Source organism: Halorubrum rarum (assembly GCF_048380895.1).
GTDB lineage: Archaea > Halobacteriota > Halobacteria > Halobacteriales > Haloferacaceae > Halorubrum.
The window spans coordinates 97,374-115,140 of sequence record NZ_JBLWMN010000010.1 but is presented as its reverse complement, the minus strand read 5'-3'; the positions used below and the strand labels follow the sequence as shown (position 1 = coordinate 115,140).

General features: G+C 64.3%; 13 protein-coding genes and 1 rRNA gene. 4 read left to right on the top strand and 10 right to left on the bottom strand.

Annotation, left to right across the window (positions count from 1 at the left end):
* Positions 1-108 (bottom strand): 16S ribosomal RNA (locus ACNSN7_RS09860); the annotation flags it as partial.
* 713 nt (positions 109-821) lie between these two features.
* Here ACNSN7_RS09860 and ACNSN7_RS09855 point away from each other — a divergent pair.
* A complete protein-coding gene (locus tag ACNSN7_RS09855) occupies positions 822-1,382 on the top strand; it encodes a TATA-box-binding protein (protein ID WP_159485569.1) in 561 nt (186 codons plus the stop codon).
* 183 nt (positions 1,383-1,565) lie between these two features.
* Here the strand turns inward: ACNSN7_RS09855 and ACNSN7_RS09850 are convergent, their stop codons facing one another.
* The 4 genes from ACNSN7_RS09850 to ACNSN7_RS09835 form a co-directional block, all read right to left on the bottom strand.
* Positions 1,566-2,771 (bottom strand): Cdc6/Cdc18 family protein, encoded by a 1,206-nt coding sequence (locus ACNSN7_RS09850; protein WP_418282104.1) that lies wholly within the window; start codon positions 2,769-2,771, stop codon positions 1,566-1,568.
* A gap of 836 nt (positions 2,772-3,607) precedes the next feature.
* On the bottom strand, positions 3,608-6,649 hold the full coding sequence (locus tag ACNSN7_RS09845; RefSeq protein WP_418282103.1) for an FAD-binding and (Fe-S)-binding domain-containing protein: 3,042 nt from the start codon (positions 6,647-6,649) through the stop codon (positions 3,608-3,610).
* Between the two features lie 94 nt (positions 6,650-6,743).
* Positions 6,744-7,016: a DUF7123 family protein gene (locus ACNSN7_RS09840; protein ID WP_418282102.1), complete on the bottom strand. Its 273-nt coding sequence runs from the start codon at positions 7,014-7,016 to the stop codon at positions 6,744-6,746.
* Positions 7,013-7,297, bottom strand: a complete 285-nt coding sequence (locus ACNSN7_RS09835) for a DUF8028 family protein (protein WP_418282101.1) — start codon at positions 7,295-7,297, stop codon at positions 7,013-7,015. Before ACNSN7_RS09835 ends, ACNSN7_RS09840 begins: the two co-directional genes overlap by 4 nt.
* A 456-nt stretch (positions 7,298-7,753) precedes the next feature.
* Between ACNSN7_RS09835 and ACNSN7_RS09830 the strand changes: the two genes are divergently transcribed.
* Both ACNSN7_RS09830 and ACNSN7_RS09825 read left to right on the top strand, forming a co-directional pair.
* On the top strand, positions 7,754-9,241 hold the full coding sequence (locus ACNSN7_RS09830) for a cobyrinic acid a,c-diamide synthase CobB (RefSeq protein ID WP_418282100.1): 1,488 nt from the start codon (positions 7,754-7,756) through the stop codon (positions 9,239-9,241).
* A gap of 69 nt (positions 9,242-9,310) precedes the next feature.
* A complete protein-coding gene (locus tag ACNSN7_RS09825) occupies positions 9,311-11,029 on the top strand; it encodes an aldehyde ferredoxin oxidoreductase C-terminal domain-containing protein (RefSeq protein WP_418282099.1) in 1,719 nt (572 codons plus the stop codon).
* Between the two features lie 137 nt (positions 11,030-11,166).
* On the opposite strand, the gene ACNSN7_RS09820 is transcribed toward ACNSN7_RS09825, so the two are convergent.
* The 5 genes from ACNSN7_RS09820 to fen form a co-directional block, all read right to left on the bottom strand.
* Positions 11,167-12,369: a redox-regulated ATPase YchF gene (locus ACNSN7_RS09820; protein ID WP_418282098.1), complete on the bottom strand. Its 1,203-nt coding sequence runs from the start codon at positions 12,367-12,369 to the stop codon at positions 11,167-11,169.
* A gap of 129 nt (positions 12,370-12,498) precedes the next feature.
* Positions 12,499-13,941 (bottom strand): aminomethyl-transferring glycine dehydrogenase subunit GcvPB, encoded by a 1,443-nt coding sequence (gene gcvPB, locus ACNSN7_RS09815; protein WP_418282097.1) that lies wholly within the window; start codon positions 13,939-13,941, stop codon positions 12,499-12,501.
* On the bottom strand, positions 13,942-15,261 hold the full coding sequence (gene gcvPA, locus ACNSN7_RS09810; RefSeq protein ID WP_418282096.1) for an aminomethyl-transferring glycine dehydrogenase subunit GcvPA: 1,320 nt from the start codon (positions 15,259-15,261) through the stop codon (positions 13,942-13,944). It abuts the gene before it with no gap.
* Between the two features lie 98 nt (positions 15,262-15,359).
* Entirely contained in the window at positions 15,360-15,743 is a 384-nt protein-coding gene (gene gcvH / locus ACNSN7_RS09805) for a glycine cleavage system protein GcvH (RefSeq protein WP_418282095.1), read from the bottom strand.
* A gap of 249 nt (positions 15,744-15,992) precedes the next feature.
* Positions 15,993-16,973, bottom strand: coding sequence for a flap endonuclease-1 (gene fen / locus ACNSN7_RS09800; RefSeq protein ID WP_418282094.1), 981 nt, complete (start codon positions 16,971-16,973; stop codon positions 15,993-15,995).
* Positions 16,974-17,098: 125 nt separating this feature from the next.
* Between fen and fer the strand changes: the two genes are divergently transcribed.
* On the top strand, positions 17,099-17,767 hold the full coding sequence (fer, locus tag ACNSN7_RS09795; protein WP_418282093.1) for a ferredoxin Fer: 669 nt from the start codon (positions 17,099-17,101) through the stop codon (positions 17,765-17,767).

Here is a 17,767-nt window from a genome sequence, read left to right as displayed (position 1 = left end):
AGTTTGGCCACGTGTTACTGAGCTATTTGCTACGAGTCTGAACTCGTACAACTAGCATGGCTAAGTCGGATCCCAATAGCAATGGCCTCCGGCAGGATCAACCGGAATGAATACCTCCGAGCCTGGTTCCCGGCGCGGAGGGGGTTGGCGGGTTTTGACACGATGACGTGTCAAAACACCATTGCATGGTCCAATATTGGTGTCCAGTGCATCCAGCGACCCGGATGACACCGAACTACCAAGGCTCACATCAGATCACCGCTTACGCCGGGGCGCAGGGGGCGTGATCCTCATCTTTGCGGATCTGACCATTGTTTCCGAGCGAGTATAAGCCCGTCGGAGTGCGGTCGGATCCAGCGAATGCGGCTCGAGTTGAACGAGCCGCGTTCGCGGGTGCGTTCTGTCGCGTTTGACCCGAGTGCCCTGGTACTGATAAGGGCGTCGGAACGCGTCGACCGGCCGCAGAGCGGCCGGCCGTGACCCCCCGTCGCCGGGGCGTCCTTCGCATTCATCCGGATGGCCGGGTTGTATTTAACCCCGTCGAAGGAGGGGCGCTTCGTCATGCGGTTTCATGGGTACACGTTCACACGGGGACGAGGGTCTGTGAGACGGGAAGTGGTCGTGTATGGGTACTGGATCGATCGCGTTCCGAGGCGACCCGCACAGTCCGTTCCGACGACGAACTCACGGAGAGGCGATGGAAACGGGGTAGAGATCTACCGAATCGTCGGCCAGATCGCTGTCGAGTCACCGTGTCTCGTTTGACGGTAGTTTATAACACGGGCGTTTATAAGGGAGGGGTACACATATAAAGGCGAACGATGACGAACCCTGCAGACTCGATCGAGATACAGAACGTCGTTGCATCGACGGGCATCGGTCAGGAACTCGACTTGGAAGCACTCGCGGAGGACCTCCCGGGAGCCGACTTCAACCCGGACAACTTCCCCGGACTCGTGTACCGTACCCAGGAGCCGAAAGCGGCTGCGCTTATTTTCCGCTCGGGGAAAATCGTCTGTACGGGTGCAAAAAGCATCGACGACGTCCACGAGGCGCTCGGAATAATCTTCGAGAAACTCCGTGGATTGAGCATTCCCGTCGAGGAGGACCCGGAGATCACGGTCCAGAACATCGTCTCCAGCGCCGACCTCGGACACAACCTCAACCTGAACGCGCTCGCGATCGGGCTTGGGTTGGAGGACGTCGAGTACGAACCGGAGCAGTTCCCGGGACTCGTCTATCGGATGGACGAACCGGAGGTCGTCATCCTGCTGTTCGGCAGCGGGAAGATCGTCATCACGGGCGGGAAGCGTACCGACGACGCCGAGGAAGCGGTCGAGGAGATCGTCGAGCGGATCGAGGGTCTCGGCCTGTTGGGATAGCGAACTCAAACGTCGCAGGAGTACGCCTAGACGTCTCAAACGTGCGTCCTCGCACGAGTATCGACACACTGTATCGATCCGAGTCGGTGCGTTCAGAACTTCGTTGCTTCCGGAAGCATCTCGAGGCATATCGAGGCTTCTCGATCGTCTCGGGAGCGTTTCGACCTGCGTTGTGAGGTCGTGTTAGGAGCTCTCGGAGTCCTCTGTCAGTACTTCCTTTACGACTTCCGGGTCCTCCAGCAGTTGGTGTTTCGTGTAGCTCCCCTCGGCACTCCCACCGCTGTGTTTCGACTGTTCGATGATGTCCAGGAACGCGTGTTCCTTGAGTAGGTCACGGACGCGCCGTAGCGAGAGGCTGTCGGAGCCCTCCTGACGACAGATGTTCTCGTAGATCTCGTACACACGGCTCGTTCTGAATCCGTCTTGACGCCCGTTGGATAGCGACAGAAGCGCGAGCGCTTGAAGGACGTATCGGGAGTGGGGCGTCGACCCGCGAATGAGCTCTCGGAACCGATCGGTTTCCGCTCGCTCGCGTGCCTGTGTGACGAACTCCTCACGAACCGTCGGTTCGCCGTTCGCCTGTGCGATCTCGCCGGCGTACCGAAGAATGTCGATCGCCTTCCGTGCGTCCCCGTGTTCGCGTGCGGCGAGTGCGGCCGCGCGCGGGATCGTGGACGGTTCGAGAACGTCGTCGTGGAACGCGTCGGACCGGGCCTGCATGATCACTCTGAGCTGGTTCGCGTCGTACGGCGGGAAGACGAACTCTCGTTCACACAGGCTCGATTTGACGCGTTCGTCCATCCGATCTTTGTACTGGATCTTGTTGCTGATGCCGACCACGCCGAGCTTGCAGTCGGTGATCTTGCCGGCTTCGCCCGCACGGGAGAGCTGCATGAGGATCGCGTCGTCGTCGAGTTTATCGATCTCGTCGAGGATGATCAAGACGACATCGTACCGTTGATCGAGGATCCGCCAGAGTCGCTTGTAGTACGTCGACGTCGACAGTCCCTTATCAGGGACGTTGATCCCGGTCGCATCGGGGTCGTTGACGCCTTCGGCGATCGTCTGGACGGCCTGTGTCTCCGTCGTGTCCTGTGCGCAGTCGACGTAGGCGAACGTCGCATTGACGCCCTCCTCGCCGGCCGTATTGACGAGTCGTTGGGAGACGTACTTGGCACAGAGAGACTTTCCCGTCCCGGTCTTCCCGTAGATCAGCACGTTGCTCGGACTCTGTCCGAAGATCGCGGGATTCACCGCCGTGGCGAGGTCGGATATCTCGTCGTCACGGCCGACGATCCGTCCTTCTCCAGGGAGATGACTGATCTCGAGGAGTTCCTTGTTTGCGAATATTGGATCCTCTCTGGTAAAGAGGTCGTCCGCTGCGTCCATAGGGGAGACACCGTGTTTCCGGTGAAATGAGTTCTGCTTTCGGTGTGTTGAGACACACACCGTGTTTCCGGTGAAACGGGTGTAGGTGGGGTGTAGGTGGGGTGGGGGTGTAGGTGGGATGGAGTGGGAGGTAGGTGGGATGGAGTGGGAGGTAGGTGGGATGGAGTGGGAGGTAGGTGGGATGGAGTGGGAGGTAGGTGGGATGGAGTGGGAGGTAGGTGGGATGGAGTGGGAGGTAGGTGGAACGTGAATGGAGATGGCTCTACTAAGGCAAAAATAGCTATTTGAGATGAACTGTCGACCGGGAGTTCACCGGAAACCCGGTGTGGTACGATCAACGGGAAGGGAGGGCCACATAAAGTGAGAACAATGAAGAGGTGAATTCAGGGGAGCGCTTGAAACACTAATAGCGATATCGAGAAACGGCGACTGCACGTCTGATCGGGCTGCTAAGTGAATAGTCCAGATCCGGTGCGCACCGGATTTCCGGTGAAATCCTACTCTGCAGACGATATACATGTGTCTGCAGCTAGTTTAGTGGTCGATACGAAAAACAACTATTTATTAGTTTCTTAATCGTCCTGGGATCGTGATCACGAAACATCGGAGTCAACGACGAAGGTAAAGCGATACGAAAGCGATACCGGCATGAAACCCTCCACCCACACCATCCCCAACCCCCGTTTCACCGGAAACGTGGTGTGTCCCTCCACATACTGTGATCCTCCACGTCGCTCTCGAACTCACTCGGACGCTCAGACTCTCGAACTCACAACGGTCACAAGTCGAAGCACTCGGAGAGGAATCATTTGGCACCGTCAGGAGCCGCGACGCACTCAACTCGGATCGACGACTGCCCGTGCGAGTTCCTCGACGGGATGTGGTGGCTGATCGTGTCCCGGCCGCTCGGACAGTTGGGAGCGACAGGACGCACCTGGAGCGACGACGCGGTCGCCATCGCTCGCATCGATCTGATCGAAGAGGATTCGACCGATCGCTGTGCTCATCGAGTAGTGTTCCGTCTCGTAGCCGAACGAGCCGGCCATCCCGCAGCATCCGGAGTCGATCGGGTCGACCTCGAAGCCGGCTCGACGCAGTACACCGACCGTATGGTGATCCGTTCCAACCGCCTTCTGGTTACAGTGGCCGTGATACGCCAGCGATTCGGCCGCAACGTCGGCGTCGATATCGAGCCGTTCGTCGGTCCGCGTCACATCGAGATACTCGAAGACGCCGTACGACGCGTTTGCGACGGTTTGAACGTCGTTTCCGTCCAACAGATCGAGGTACTCGTCCTGAAACATCACGGCGTCCGAGGGCTCGACGAACAGTACGGACCAGCCGTCGTCGACTCGATCGATCAGCGCGTCGACGTTCCTCGCCGCACGGTCGCGAGCAGTGTCGAGAAACCCCATCGAGAACGCCGCTCGTCCGGACGCCGCGAGCGAGCCTGGAACGTCGACGTGGACGTCTGCCGCCTCCAGCACGCGCACCGAAGCTTTCCCCGCCGCCGGGTTGCTGTAGTTCGTGTACGTGTCCGGAAACAGCACGACCGACGTGTCCGCATCCTCGGGAGCGACCGTCGTCCCGCCCCGCCCGTCGAACCAGTCGACCAGCGTCTCACGGCGGAACGTCGGCAGCGTCCGCTCTCGAGCGATTCCCACCAGTTTCTCCATGAGCGTCCGCGTCCCGGGGGCCGCCGTTGCGGCGTTCGAAAGCGGTGCGAGCGTACTCCCGAGTGCAGCATAGCGGTCGATGTCCCGGAACAGTCGCTCGCGGATCGACGACCCGTCCCGCTGGTGATGGTCGTGTTTGACTTCCGCTTTCAGCTTCGCGAGGTCGACGCCGGTCGGACAGTCGCTCTGACACCCTTTGCATCCGAGACAGAGGTCGAGAACCTCCCCGTGAAACCGATCGGTGTGGATCTCCTCGGCGTCGAGCTCGCCGCTTATCGCCGCACGGAGCATGTTCGCCCGCCCGCGGGTCGTCTGGATCTCCTCTCTCGACGCGCGATAGGTCGGGCACATCGTCCCGGAGTCGGTCTGTCGGCACGTCCCGCAGCCGTTACACAGTTCGACGAGGTGTGAGAACCCGCCCTCCGCCGAGAAGTCGAGCGTGGTCGCCGGTTCGATGGACTGGTACGACGCCCCGTACCGGAGATGCTCGCGCATATCGGTCTCGGCGGCCGTCTCCGGGTACTCGCGCTCCGTCGCGGTGTCCTCGTCGACGTACACTACCTTCCCCGGATTCATTCGCCACTCGGGGTCGAAGACGGATTTGACCTCCTGGAACGCGCTCCACAGATGCTCGCCGTACATCTTCGGGTTGAACTCGGTACGTGCCAGGCCGTCGCCGTGTTCGCCGGAGAACGCACCGTGATGTTCGACGACGAGATCCGTCACGTCGTCGGCGATCGAGTGCATCGTTTCGATCCCGTCGGCGTCTTTGAGCGAGAGGATCGGTCGAATGTGGAGGGTACCGGACCCCGCGTGCGCGAAGTACGCGGCCGAGGTCCCGTGGTCGGCCAACACGTCCTGAAACTCGCTCACGTACTCGGCCAACTCCGAGGGCGGCACCGAGGCGTCCTCGATGAACGGGTACGGCTTCGCGTCACCCTCCATCGACATCAACAGCGGAATGGCCGCCTTTCGGAGCTTCCAGAGGTCACGCTGTGCCTCGTCAGTGTACCCCTCTAACACGTGGAACGCGTCTCCCTCGGAACTCGTGTCGTCGACGAACAGGTCGGTCGCCGCCGCGACGGCCGCCTCGAACTCGTCGACGAGCTCCGAGTCCCACTCCAACATCAGCGCGGCGGCGGTCCCGTCCGGGATCGGCTCGGCGTACTGGGCGAACTCCTCCGAGTCGGCGGCGAGCGAGAACACCTCTTCGTCCATCAACTCGACGGCTGAGACCGGGAGATCCAGTGCTACTGGGACCGCCCGCATGGCAGCAATGAGGTCGTCGAAACAGTAGACGGCAAGCGCGGTCGACGCCGGCTTCGTCACGAGCGACACCTCGGCTTCGACGATCACGCCGAGCGTTCCTTCGGCACCGACGAACAGCTTCGAGAGGTTGATCGCGCGGTCACCGTCGTCGTTCTCGTAGATCACCTTGTGGAGGTTATACCCGGACACGCATCGCTTCAGCTCGGGATACCGCCGTTCGATCTCCGTCTCGTGTTCCTCGACGAGTCCGCGGACCGTCCGATAGATCGTGGCCTCCCGATCGTCTCCCTCGACGATTCGGTCGTACTCGGGAGAGTCGAGGAGGATCTCTCGCGTATGGATCAGCGACCCGTCCGCGAGCACCACGCGAAGTTCCTCCGTGTACGCGTCCGTGATGCCGTATCGAACCGAGTGAGCGCCGGTCGAGTTGTTCCCGATCCCGCCGCCGATCGTCGCACGTCCCGACGAGGCCGGATCCGGTGCGAACTTGAGCCCGTACTCCGCGAGCCGATCGTCGAGTCGGTCCTGAACCACCCCCGGCTGAACGGTCGCTCGACGACCGTCGGGATCGACGTCGACGATATCGTCCATATGAACGCTGAAGTCGAGCACGACACAGCCCGGGCCGACGGTCTGTCCCGCAAGCGACGATCCGGCACCGCGCGGAAGCACCGGAACTCCGTGGTCGGCCGCGACGTCGACCGTCGCCCGAACGTCGTCGACTGACTCGGGCGTCACGACGCCGGCCGGGCGTGCTCCGTAGATGCTTCCGTCGGTCGCGTACAACACCTGGGCGTACTCGTCGAAGTCGACATCGCCATCGACTCGCTCCCGTAGATCGTCGGCGAGATCGTCGTGTTCCGGCACGTCAGTGCGTCCGTGGCCAAGAGCCGCCGCCGATACGTCTCGTCGTGGCGGGTCGTCAACTGCCATATACGATCGTTGTAAATCCGTCAGGATAATTCTTTGTTAACTACCCACACGGATCACGCATTGTCGCTCGCGTGTCGCCACTCGCGTGTCGTCGCTACTGGCTGGTCACCCGCCACGTCGTCGCGCCGGTGTAGGACCACTTCTCGATCTCGAGGTCCTGAACCGAGCCCTGAAGTCGAACGATCAGCGCGCCGATCTCCTTCGGCGAGAGGTCGACGTCGTCCGCGATGAACTTCGCTTTGAAGTACGTCTCGCCGTCGGACGCCTCGGAGCGGAGGAACGACGCCAACCGCTCGGCTTTCGAGGCGGTGCTTTCGCTTTCGGAGGCACTTCGCGACGCTTCCGTGGAATTCGTCGTTGTACTCATGCGCGGACACCGCCGTGTGTGCCGTCGCCTTCGGAGGGATGGTTGTGTTCGTGGCCGACCACGACACACGCGATGTGAACCGCGAGCAGAGCGAGGAAGCTCCACGAACCGTCGAACCACGCGAGGCCGTACAGCGCGGGCACGTACGCGATCGGGAGCAACACCGCAGCCCAGAAGGCGAGAGCGCGAACCCCGACGACGGTCAGGCGACGGAACCGGTCGGAGAGCACCGTACCGATCCGCATCGTCGTTCTACCGATCCGCGTCGTCGTTCGTTTCATCGTGCGTGTCGTGCGTGGGACCGAGTGGGACGTTTCGTTGGACATCGAGGTCACCTGCCTCGCTCTCGACACGGAACGCCGACATCATATAAGGGAGAGAGCGTTGCGACGTATTCACCCCGATTAACGTCCAATAACGTCGATTGAGAACCGTTCACCGACTCTTCGTGATCGTTTATAATTCATTTAGAATCTACGACAGAGTTTATAACCTCCTCTCGTACTTTTTCTCCGATCGAGACTCCGAAACGCTCCGCGTCGGATCGAGTACCGTCACATCCCGTATCGGACGCTTCGTGTCGGACGCTTCGTGTCGGACGCGTTACGACCACAGCCTTCCGTCGAGGGACGATCGCTCCCTCGCAGCCGGCGAGCGATACGACGGTTTATCCGTACCCGTTCGGAACCAGAGTCCATGCAACGACGACGTCGGAACCGACCCGCGGTATCGGAGCGATGAACGGAATCGTCGTCGGGGGAACCGCGTCCGGGGTGGGGAAGACGGTTACGACCCTCGCGATCGCACGCGCCGTGTTCGAGACCGGCTACGAACCCGTCCCCGCGAAGGCGGGTCCCGACTACATCGATCCGAGCCATCACGCGGCCGCTCTCGGTCGTCCGTCTCGAACGCTCGATACGTGGATGCAGGGCGTCGACGGGATCCGGCGCAACCTCCGGCGCGCTGCCGACGACGGTTCCGAACGGAACGGACGCGTCGGCACCGATCGCCGCGACCGACTCGCCGTCGTGGAGGGTATGATGGGGCTGTACGACGGGTCCGTAACCTCGACTGCCGCCACCGCGGCGGCGCTGGGTCTCCCCGTGGTGCTCGTCGTCGACGCGAGTGCCGGGATGGAGAGCGTCGGTGCGACCGCGCTCGGGTTCCGCGAGTACGCGACCCACATCGACCTCCCGACGGACGTCACGCGTGCCGTGGAGCGCCCTACCGTCGACGTCGTCGGCATCGTCGCGTCCCGCGCACACGGTGGTCGTCACGAGGCGGGTATCCGCGAATCGCTCCCGAACGGGATCGAGTGGCTCGGTCGCGTCCCACCGCTCTCGGATCTGGAGATCCCCGATCGACACCTCGGCTTACACATGGGTGACGAGGCTCCGATACCCGACGAAGCGATCGCCGCGGCCGCGGCGCACGTCGACGGGGAGGCGATCGGACGGGTCGCACGGGAGTGCACGCCGCCGAGATCCGCCGAGACGGGCACGCCGTCGAGATCCGCCAAGACGACGAACGTGGCCGGAACCGCCTCGAGCGACGACCGGGAGCCGACCGTCGCTGTCGCCCTCGACGACGCGTTCCGCTTCGTCTATCCCGCCACCCGCACGCGACTCCGCGATCTCGCGACCGTCGTCACCTTCGCCCCGGTCGCCGGCGACGACCTCCCCGACTGTGACGCGGTGTACCTCCCCGGCGGCTACCCCGAAAACCACGCCGAGGCGCTCTCGGCGTCGCCCGCGCTCTCGACGCTCGCCGACCGAGCCGCGGACGGGCTGCCCGTCCTCGGGGAGTGTGGCGGGCTGATGGCGCTGTCGCAGTCGCTCACGACGACGGGTGGAACGACCTACGACATGGCCGGGGTCCTTCCGGGCGACGTCGAAATGCACGACCGGTATCAAGCGCTCGATCACGTCGAACTCCGCGCGCTCGACGACGGGACGACCGCGACAGCCGGCGAGAAACACCGCGGTCACGAGTTCCACTACTCGAGCCACGCGCTCGGCTCCGTCCACTCCGCGACCGACGGGGCGGTCGACGTCGATTCGGACGCACGGTTCGCGTTCGCCGTCGAGCGCGGTGACGGGATCGACGGCGACCACGACGGACTTCGCGAGCACGGAACCGTCGGGACGTACGCGCACCGCCACGCCGCGAGCGGCGCGTTCGATCGACTCGTGGCGTCCGCGCGAGCGTACGCCGGGAAATCGTAGCGAGTGCACCGATCCCGCTCGCTCGCCGCCCGAGGCCAGAGCTATGATGCTCCGCTCGCAACCACGACCATGCTTCACGCCGAGGGGCCGCTCCTCACGCTCGACGTCTCCGATCGAACGGCGACGCGAACCGACATCGACGAACTGCTCGAACGATACGTCGGCGGACGTGGCGTCGCAACCGCGCTCGCACACGATCGGATACCGTTCGACGCCGACCCGTTCGGGCCGGAGAACCGTGCGTATCTCGCAACCGGTCCGTTCCAGCTATCCACGACCTCCTTCACCGGCCGGATGTCCATGACCGGGCTCTCACCGCTCACCGACGGACTCGTCTCGACGAACGCCGGCGGGTATCTCTCCCGTGAATTCGCGGGGACGGGTATCTCGACGCTGGAGGTCGTCGGCGCGAGCGACGAGCTCCTGATCGCACACGTCACGGACGACGCCGTCGAGTTCGAGGCCGTTCCGGAGCTGGCAGGATCGACGGTCCCCGAGGTGTCCGAGCACGTTTCGGAGACTCGAGACCTCGGCCCGGAACACTGCATCGCGATCGGTCCAGCGGGCGAGAACCTCGTGCGGTACGCCTCCGTGATGACGTTCGACTCACGCGCGTTCGGGCGCGGCGGACTCGGTGCGGTACTCGGCGCGAAGAACGTCAAGGCCGTCACCTTCGAGGGAGACGCACACCCGCGGATCGAGGTCCCGGACCCGCCGGCGATGGACGTTCACCGCGAGGCGGCGACCGCCGATGACCGAATGAAACGGCAGGGAACGACCGGCGGGACGGAGTTCATCAACGAGAACTTCTCGCTGCCGACGCGGTACTTCGAGGAGTACTCCTTCGAGAGCGCGGCAGCGATCGGCGGTGACGCCGTCGAAGCGAAGAAGTACAAAACGGAGGCCTGTTCGCAGTGTGCGTACGCCTGCAAGCTCCCGACCCGCGACGAGGAAACGGGCGTCGAGACCGAGGGACCGGAGTTCGAGACGGTATACGCGTTCGGCTCCAGTCAGGGCGTCGGCGACATCGTCGACGTCATGCGCGCGAACCAGCTGTGTGATGAACTCGGGATGGACACCATCTCCGCGGGCGTCACCGTCGCCGCCTACCTCAAAAGCGAGGACGAGTTCGGGAACGCCGAACTGGCCCGGGAGGTGACCGAGCGGATCGCGTACCGCGAGGACGGTGACGGGCTGGCGGACCTGCTCGCGGAGGGAGTCCACCGTGCACACCAGGAGCTGGGCGTCGACGACTACACGGTCAAGGGGATGGAGTTCGCGGCCCACGACGGTCGAGTGTTGCACGGACAGGGGCTCTCGTACGCGGTCGCGAACCGCGGCGGGGACCACATGTACGCGGGGATGCTCTCGCCGGAGTACGCCGGCGACCTCGACCCCGAGGGGACGCTCGGGAAGTCCGAGACGCTCGTCGAGTTGGAGAACCGCAACGCCGTCCGCGACTCCGCGATCGTCTGTGCGTTCGCGGGCGACTACGTCACCGACGACCGGCTCGCGACGCTGCTCGATCGCCCGTACGAGGAACTCCTCTCGATCGGTGCGAAAACGGTCGAACGCGAACGTCACTTCAACAACCGACGCGGGAAAGACGTCGACGATGACGGACTCCCGTACGAGATCCCGGACCTCGACGCGGCGATCCAGGAGTACTACGACGCCCGCGACCTTCGGGAAGACGGCACGATCCCGAGCGAGCGCATCGACGCCGTCGCCGACGACCTGGACACGGACAGCGGCGTCGATGACGGGGCAACGACCGCCGACGACTGACGCGGTCGGGAGCGTACGAGAGGCCGACCGACGGTTCGTGAGGACGATGACGGGCGGCGAAATCGGGCCGTCGGACGACGACGCTCGCCTCGCTCAGCGCCCAGTGTGCCGGTCGTTTCGCGATGCCGCTTTGTGTCTCACGCCGTGAGCTGTTTCGTCGAGACTAACTCGATCACGTCGCGGTGTGTGAGCTGGTGGCCCTTCGACACTTGTCGGCCGCTCCGGCAGTCCGTACCGTGCAGGAGCCCCTCGCCGATGTCCGAGTGAATGTGGAACGCGAAGTCCTCGGTCGTCGACCCCTCCGGGAGGATGAAGCAGTCGCGGAACACGCCCTTCTCGTCTTTCGACCCGTTCGCCGATCCGGGAAACACCGCGATACAGCCGAGCACGTCGAACACCGCCGCCTCCAGCGCTCGCTGGACGCCGGTTCCGTCGTACTCGTCGACGAACGACGCGATCGCGTCGAGCCCGGCCGCCTGTTCGTCGGAGACGTCGCCGACGACGTCGAACGACGCGTCGCCCGCCGTGTATTCGACGACGCCAGCCTCGTCGGCGTTTTTCAGCGCCTTCTCCGCGTGCGCGCTCGCGGGCACGAACGAGAGGTGTTCGTACTCCGTGTCCGCGGTGATCTCCGCCCAGTTCGCCTGCGCCTCCGGCGTGTCCATCTTGTTGGCGGCGACGACCATCGGCTTCGTTCGCTTGCGGATCTCGCGAGCCAGTTCGGCCCGGTCCTCGTCGTCCCACGTCTCCGGATCGAGATCCAGCCCCTCCGCGAGGACGACCTGTTTCATCTCGTCTTTGGTGATGCCGAACGCCGACATCTGCTCGGCGAGCTCCGCTTCGATCGCGGCGTCGGAGCCGTGATACCGGGTCTCGAACTTCTCGATGCCCTTCTCGAGGACGTCGAGGTACCACTCGTCGAGCTCCTCCTCGAGGAAGTCGATGTCCTCGCGCGGATCGTGGCCGGTCGTCGCCTCGCCCTCGAGGTCCGTCTTCCCGGAGAAGTCGACGACGTGGATCAGGACGTCGGTCTCGTTGAGGTCGGTGAGAAACTGGTTCCCGAGCCCGCGACCCTCGTGTGCGCCCGGAACGAGCCCGGCGACGTCGACGAGTTTGACGGGGACGAACCGCGTTCCCTCCTCGCAGACGCCGACGCTCGGCGTGCACGTCTCGTCGAACTCCGGGGCGGCACAGTCGACGCGGACGTACGCCTCGCCGACGGTCGGGTCGATCGTGGTGAACGGGTACGCGCCCTCGGGCACGTCGTTCATCGTCGCAGCATTGAAAAACGTCGACTTCCCCACGGAGGGCTTGCCGACGAGGCCGATCCGATAACTCATTATCCTCGCTGGGAGACGGGCGGTGAAAAGCGATGCGAGACGTCCCGTCCCGTGTGAAGAGGGAACATACGGAACGGCATCCGACATCCCGATATCGTCGATCGGTCGAAAAGGGACGACCGTCCGACGCTACTCGGTCTTCTCGTCGTCGAGCGCCTGCCAGGAGAGCCGCGGGTTCCGTGCGGCCGCCGCCTGATCGATCCGTTTCGCTGTCGTCCGGTTCGGCGCGGACTCCAGCGCCTCGTCCGTGTCGCCGTACGCCGCGTTGAACGCGTCGGCGAGGTCGTCGAGCGACGACCTGTTCTCGATCTCGGTCGGTTCGGTGAGCATCGCTTCCGGAACCATCTGTGGCCACTTCGTCGTCGGCGGGTGGACGCCGAAATCGAGCATTCGCTTCGCGACGTCGGCGGCGTCCCGGTCGCCGGACGTCGCGGCGAACTCGTGGTGGAACGGCCCGTACGGCACGTCGAGATCGATGCGTTCGGCGAGGTAGTTCGCGTTGAGGACGGCCTTCGCGGACGCGTCCGCGAGCCCCTCATCGCCGAGCCGCGCGATGTACGCGTACGTCTTGATCAGGACGAGCCAGTTCCCGGTGAACCCGTGTACCTTTCCGATGGATCGTTCGGGCTCGAACGGCTCGTAGCCGATATCGCCGCCGTTCACCTCGCGGACGCACGGCGCCGGGAGGAACGCCGAGAGCTCCTCGGTGACGCCGACCGGGCCAGCCCCCGGACCACCACCACCGTGAGGCGTCGCGAACGTCTTGTGGACGTTGTAGTGCATGACGTCGAACCCCATGTCTCCCGGTCGAGCCCGACCGAGCAGCGCGTTGAGGTTCGCGCCGTCGTAGTAGAGGAGGCCGCCGGCGTCGTGGACGATGTCGGCGATCTCCGAGATGTCGCGCTCGAACAGCCCGACCGTATTCGGGTTCGTGAGCATCAACGCGGCGGTGTCATCGCTCACGGCCGCTTCGAGCGCCTCGACGTCGACGCGCCCGTTCTCGTTCGCCGGGAGTTCGACGACGTCGTAGCCCGCCATCGCAGCCGTCGCGAAGTTCGTCCCGTGTGCCGACGCGGGGATGATGACCTCCGACCGATCGTTTCCGTGGTGATCGTGATACGCCTTCGCGATCAGGATCCCCGTGAACTCGCCGGCAGCGCCGGCGGGCGGCTGCAGTGTCACCGCGTCCATCCCGCCGATCTCGGCGAGGAATCGCTGGAGGCGATACTGGAGTTCGAGGGTGCCCTGGATCGAGCGTGGCGATCGGTCCGGGTGGACCGCACCGTTCGGGTCAGCGGCGACGTCTTCGATGAACTTGGGGTTGTACTTCATGGTACAGCTCCCAAGCGGGTACGGGCCCGAATCGATCGACCAGTTCATCTGCGAGAGCCGGGTGTAGTGGCGCGTGACTTCCGGCTCCGAGGGGCTCGGCAGCGTGAGCTCCTCACGCGTCAGATCGGACGGTAAGGGCGACGACTCGTCGACGTCGACGGTCGATTCGCTCTTCTCCGAGAGCAGCGGTTCGTGGATCGCCTCCGCCTCGCGGCTGTATCGGGCTTGGTCGTGGTTCATCTACAGCACCTCCGTGAACGCGGCAACCAGATCGTCCGTGCGGTCGGCGTTCAGGTCGGTGACGCACACTTCGAGGAGGTGATCGTCGAGGATGTGCACCGCGAACCCCTTCTCCTCGAGATCCCCCGCGATGGCGGGGGCCGGCTGGTCGGTCCGTACGGTGAACTCCCGAAGGTGATGGCGGTCGTGGACGGGTGCGGACGCGCCCGAGAGCTCGTCGATCTCGGCGGCAAGCGACTCAGCCTCACGGACGCAGTCGTTCGCGAGTTCGACGAGGCCGTCCGGCCCGAGCGTCGCCGCGTGGATCGCAGCGCGGAGCGCGACCCACGCCTGGTTGGTACAGATGTTCGAGGTGGCTCGCTCCTTGCGGATGTGCTGTTCACGGGTCTGGAGCGTGAGCGTGTACGCGCGGTCCCCGTCGGCGTCCTCGCCCGCCCCGACGAGCCGCCCCGGAACCTGTCGCAGGAACTCGTCCGAGCACGCGAAGATCCCGAGGCCCATCCCGTACGCTGCGGGGAGTCCAAGCGCCGCCGCCTCGCCGACGACGACGTCGGCTCCGACGCTCGCCGGCTCCTGAAGCACGGACAGCGCGACGACGTCCGAGCCCAGCGTGAACAGCGCGTCGTTGTCGTCGGCGAGCTCGCCGATCGCCGCCAGTCGTTCCTCGATACACCCGCGAACGGTGGGGTTCTCGGCGTACACCATCACGACGTCGTCGTCGACCCGTTCCGCGATCGCATCGACGTCGGCGTTGCCGTCGGCCATCGGATACGATTCGACGTCCAGGTCCGAACCCGCACAGTAGTTCTCGAGTACTTCTCGCTTTCCCTCCCGAAGGTGTTCGGGAACGAGAACGACGTCGCCGGACGTCGATCGCACGCGGTCCGCCAGCGTCGCCGCCTCGGCGAGCGCCGTCGCCGCGTCGTACATCGAGCAGTTTGCGACCGACAGCCCGGTGAGCTCGACGAGCATCGACTGGTACTCGAACAACGCCTGGAGGAACCCCTGCGTGATCTCCGGTTGGTACTGCGTGTAGCTCGTGATGAACTCCGCTCGATCCGAGAGGTGGTCGACGACGCTCGGCACGTAGTGACTGTAGTGTCCCCGGCCGAGGAACTCGGTGAGGTCGTCGTTGTTGGCGAGCGTTCGTCGACACTCCGAACGGATCTCCCGTTCGGTTCGGGGTTCGATGCCGAACGCTCCGTCGAACGCGACGTCGTCGGGGACGTCGAACAGCGCCTCCTCGCTGTCGACCCCGATGACGTCGAGCATCTCGTCGGTTTCCGCCGACGTGTGCGGTGCGTACGGGCTCCCGCTCATGGGATCTCACCCGCCGTCTGTCCGCGTCCCGTTACGTCTCCCTTCCGGCCGCGTGCTCCCGTGTTCATGAGTTGGGTTTGCGGTATCGTGTGTCGTACTCACGCGATCTGTGCTTCGTAGGCGTCGGCGTCGAGGGCGTCGTCGAACTCGTCGCGATCCGACGGTTCGATCTCGATCATCCAGCCGTCGCCGTACGGATCGTCGTTGACGAGTTCCGGCCGGTCGAACAGTTCCTCGTTGACGGCGACGACCTCGCCGGAGACGGGTGCATACAGGTCCGATACCGCTTTGATCGACTCGACGACTCCGAACTCCTCGCCGGCGACGATCTCGTCGCCGACCTCCGGGAGTTCGACGAACACGATGTCGCCCAGTTCGTCCTGTGCGAAATCCGAGACACCGATCCGAACGGCGTCGTCACCGATAGTCGTCCACTCGTGCGATTCCTGGTATCGCCGGTCGTCGGGCACATCGAAGCTCATAGGTATAGGCGGTGCTGTGTCGCGTTCCCGCTCATCGATCGGGGGAACGGGTCGTCCCGACGGGATAGGGTCCACGACACGGCTACACGTAAGTTCCAACGACGAGGAAATAAAAGGTGTGTTCCCGGCGGACTCGTGGGTGACCAGCCATCGAAGCAGTCGTCTCCCGATCGAGTCCGGTCACGTCTCTCGATCGAGTCCGGTCACGCCCACCGATCGAGTCCGGTCACGTCCACCGGTCGAGTCCGGTCACGTCCACCGATCGAGCCCTGTCTGGACCTGCGCCTCCTCGATCCGCTCGAACCCTCGTGCGACCTCATCGGCGTCGACCCCCCACTCGTCGACGACGTACGCGCGGGCGGCGGCCACGTTCGGTTCGATCTCCGTGTCGAACGTCACGTCGTCGGTGACTGGTGGATCGAAGAACAGCTGCCGGATCGCCTCGGCGTTCGGAATCTTGGTGTTGCGAGCCTCGAGCACACCCCACAGATCGCCGTGCTCCCGTATCTCCGTGAGGGCCGTCTTCGGCCCCACGCCGTGGATCCCCTCGTTGAAGTCGGTCCCACACAGCAGCGCGACGTCGACGAGCCCCTGTCGGTCGAGGCCGAGATCCGCGAGCGTCGCTTCGAGATCCATCACCTCGGGGTTCCCCTTGCTCGTCAGCCCGCGGAGCGTGTACGGCGCACCGAAAAGCAGCGTATCGTAGTCCTCGCTACCGGCGTAGTCGACCGATCCCGACGCCGCCATGTGAGCACACTGCGCTTCACCCTCCGCGGGAGCCTCGACGACGGGCACGTCGAGCAGTCGAAGCAGTTCCCGAGTCGTCTCCTGGATGGTGTCCGTGAGACGCTGGGTTCGCGCTTCGAGCCGGGCGGCTTCGACGGCGTCCCCGCGCTCGGCTGCGGCGGCCTGCCGTTCCGCTGCCCGCTCGCGTTTCGCGCGTCGATCGGCGACCTCGTCGGCTTTCAGGTCGGTGACCGCGCCGTCGAACACCATCACGGGAACGATGTCGTGCTCGAAGAACTTCGGAAGTCCCTGGACGATCCCGAGCAGGTTCGCGACCTCGACCCCGTCGGCCGTCGTGTATGCCCCCTCTGCGGTCCATTTCACCGTCGTCGTGAGGTACCGGTACAGCCAGTTGTGGGCGTCGACGGCGACGACGCTCCCCTCCAGCTCCTCGAAGGGTATCTCGCGTATCGTCGCGAGCTCCCGTAGATCGGCGTTTCCCATTGCTCGACGAGTGGGCTCCGTGGCTCTTAAAGGGTCGATGTTTATAAACCGTCGCCGACGCGACGGCAGAGATCGGTGCGGTGTGAGACGTTTATACGTCTCAACCCACTACGTTCGGGTACCGGATGGTCTCCCCGTTCGAGGTGCTGGACGTCGATATCGACGCGGACGAGGCGACCATCGAGCGAGCCTACCGCGAGCGTATCAAGGAGGCACATCCCGATCAAGGCGGTACCGTCGAGGAGTTCCAACTCATCCGGCGCGCGTACGCGGAGCTCTCCGAGCGCGATCGGAACGGGGACGCGGATCCGCACGACGACGACGGTGCAGCCGATATCGATCTCGGCCGCGACGAGGGTGCTGCCGCGGTGCGTCCCGCCCGCGTGGAGTTCCTCGATTACGCCGTTCTCGCCGACCACGGCTGGAGCCTCGACGACGACGACCTGTTCGCGAAGGCGTCCGCCGCCGATCTCGATCCCGAGGATCACGGCCGGCTGCTCGTCGATCCCTCCGAGAGCCTGCTGGAGGCCGCGGAGGCTCGCGGGTTCACGTGGCCGTTCTCCTGTCGTGGCGGTGCCTGTGCGAACTGTGCCGTGTATCTCGTTGACGGTGAACTCTCGCAGCCGGCCAACCACGTACTCCCCGAAGAACTGTCCGATCGCGGGTTCCGGCTCTCGTGTAACGGCTATCCCGTCACCGACGAGCTACGAGTCGTGTTCAACGTCAAACACCGCCCGGAGCTCGCCGAACTCATGCTGCCGCCCGGACCGTTCTCGTGCTCTCGGTCGGGGTAG

Bases quoted from the DNA above. Each gene is read 5' to 3' on its own strand.
- ACNSN7_RS09855 (WP_159485569.1), top strand. From the start codon at position 822: ATGACGAACCCTGCAGACTCGATCGAGATACAGAACGTCGTTGCATCG.
- ACNSN7_RS09840 (WP_418282102.1), bottom strand. From the start codon at position 7,016: ATGAGTACAACGACGAATTCCACGGAAGCGTCGCGAAGTGCCTCCGAA.
- gcvPB (WP_418282097.1), bottom strand. From the start codon at position 13,941: ATGAACCACGACCAAGCCCGATACAGCCGCGAGGCGGAGGCGATCCAC.
- ACNSN7_RS09825 (WP_418282099.1), top strand. From the start codon at position 9,311: ATGCTTCACGCCGAGGGGCCGCTCCTCACGCTCGACGTCTCCGATCGA.
- fen (WP_418282094.1), bottom strand. From the start codon at position 16,973: ATGGGAAACGCCGATCTACGGGAGCTCGCGACGATACGCGAGATACCC.
- ACNSN7_RS09820 (WP_418282098.1), bottom strand. From the start codon at position 12,369: ATGAGTTATCGGATCGGCCTCGTCGGCAAGCCCTCCGTGGGGAAGTCG.
- gcvPA (WP_418282096.1), bottom strand. From the start codon at position 15,261: ATGAGCGGGAGCCCGTACGCACCGCACACGTCGGCGGAAACCGACGAG.
- ACNSN7_RS09830 (WP_418282100.1), top strand. From the start codon at position 7,754: ATGAACGGAATCGTCGTCGGGGGAACCGCGTCCGGGGTGGGGAAGACG.
- gcvH (WP_418282095.1), bottom strand. From the start codon at position 15,743: ATGAGCTTCGATGTGCCCGACGACCGGCGATACCAGGAATCGCACGAG.
- ACNSN7_RS09850 (WP_418282104.1), bottom strand. From the start codon at position 2,771: ATGGACGCAGCGGACGACCTCTTTACCAGAGAGGATCCAATATTCGCA.
- ACNSN7_RS09845 (WP_418282103.1), bottom strand. From the start codon at position 6,649: ATGGCAGTTGACGACCCGCCACGACGAGACGTATCGGCGGCGGCTCTT.
- fer (WP_418282093.1), top strand. From the start codon at position 17,099: ATGGTCTCCCCGTTCGAGGTGCTGGACGTCGATATCGACGCGGACGAG.
- ACNSN7_RS09835 (WP_418282101.1), bottom strand. From the start codon at position 7,297: ATGAAACGAACGACGACGCGGATCGGTAGAACGACGATGCGGATCGGT.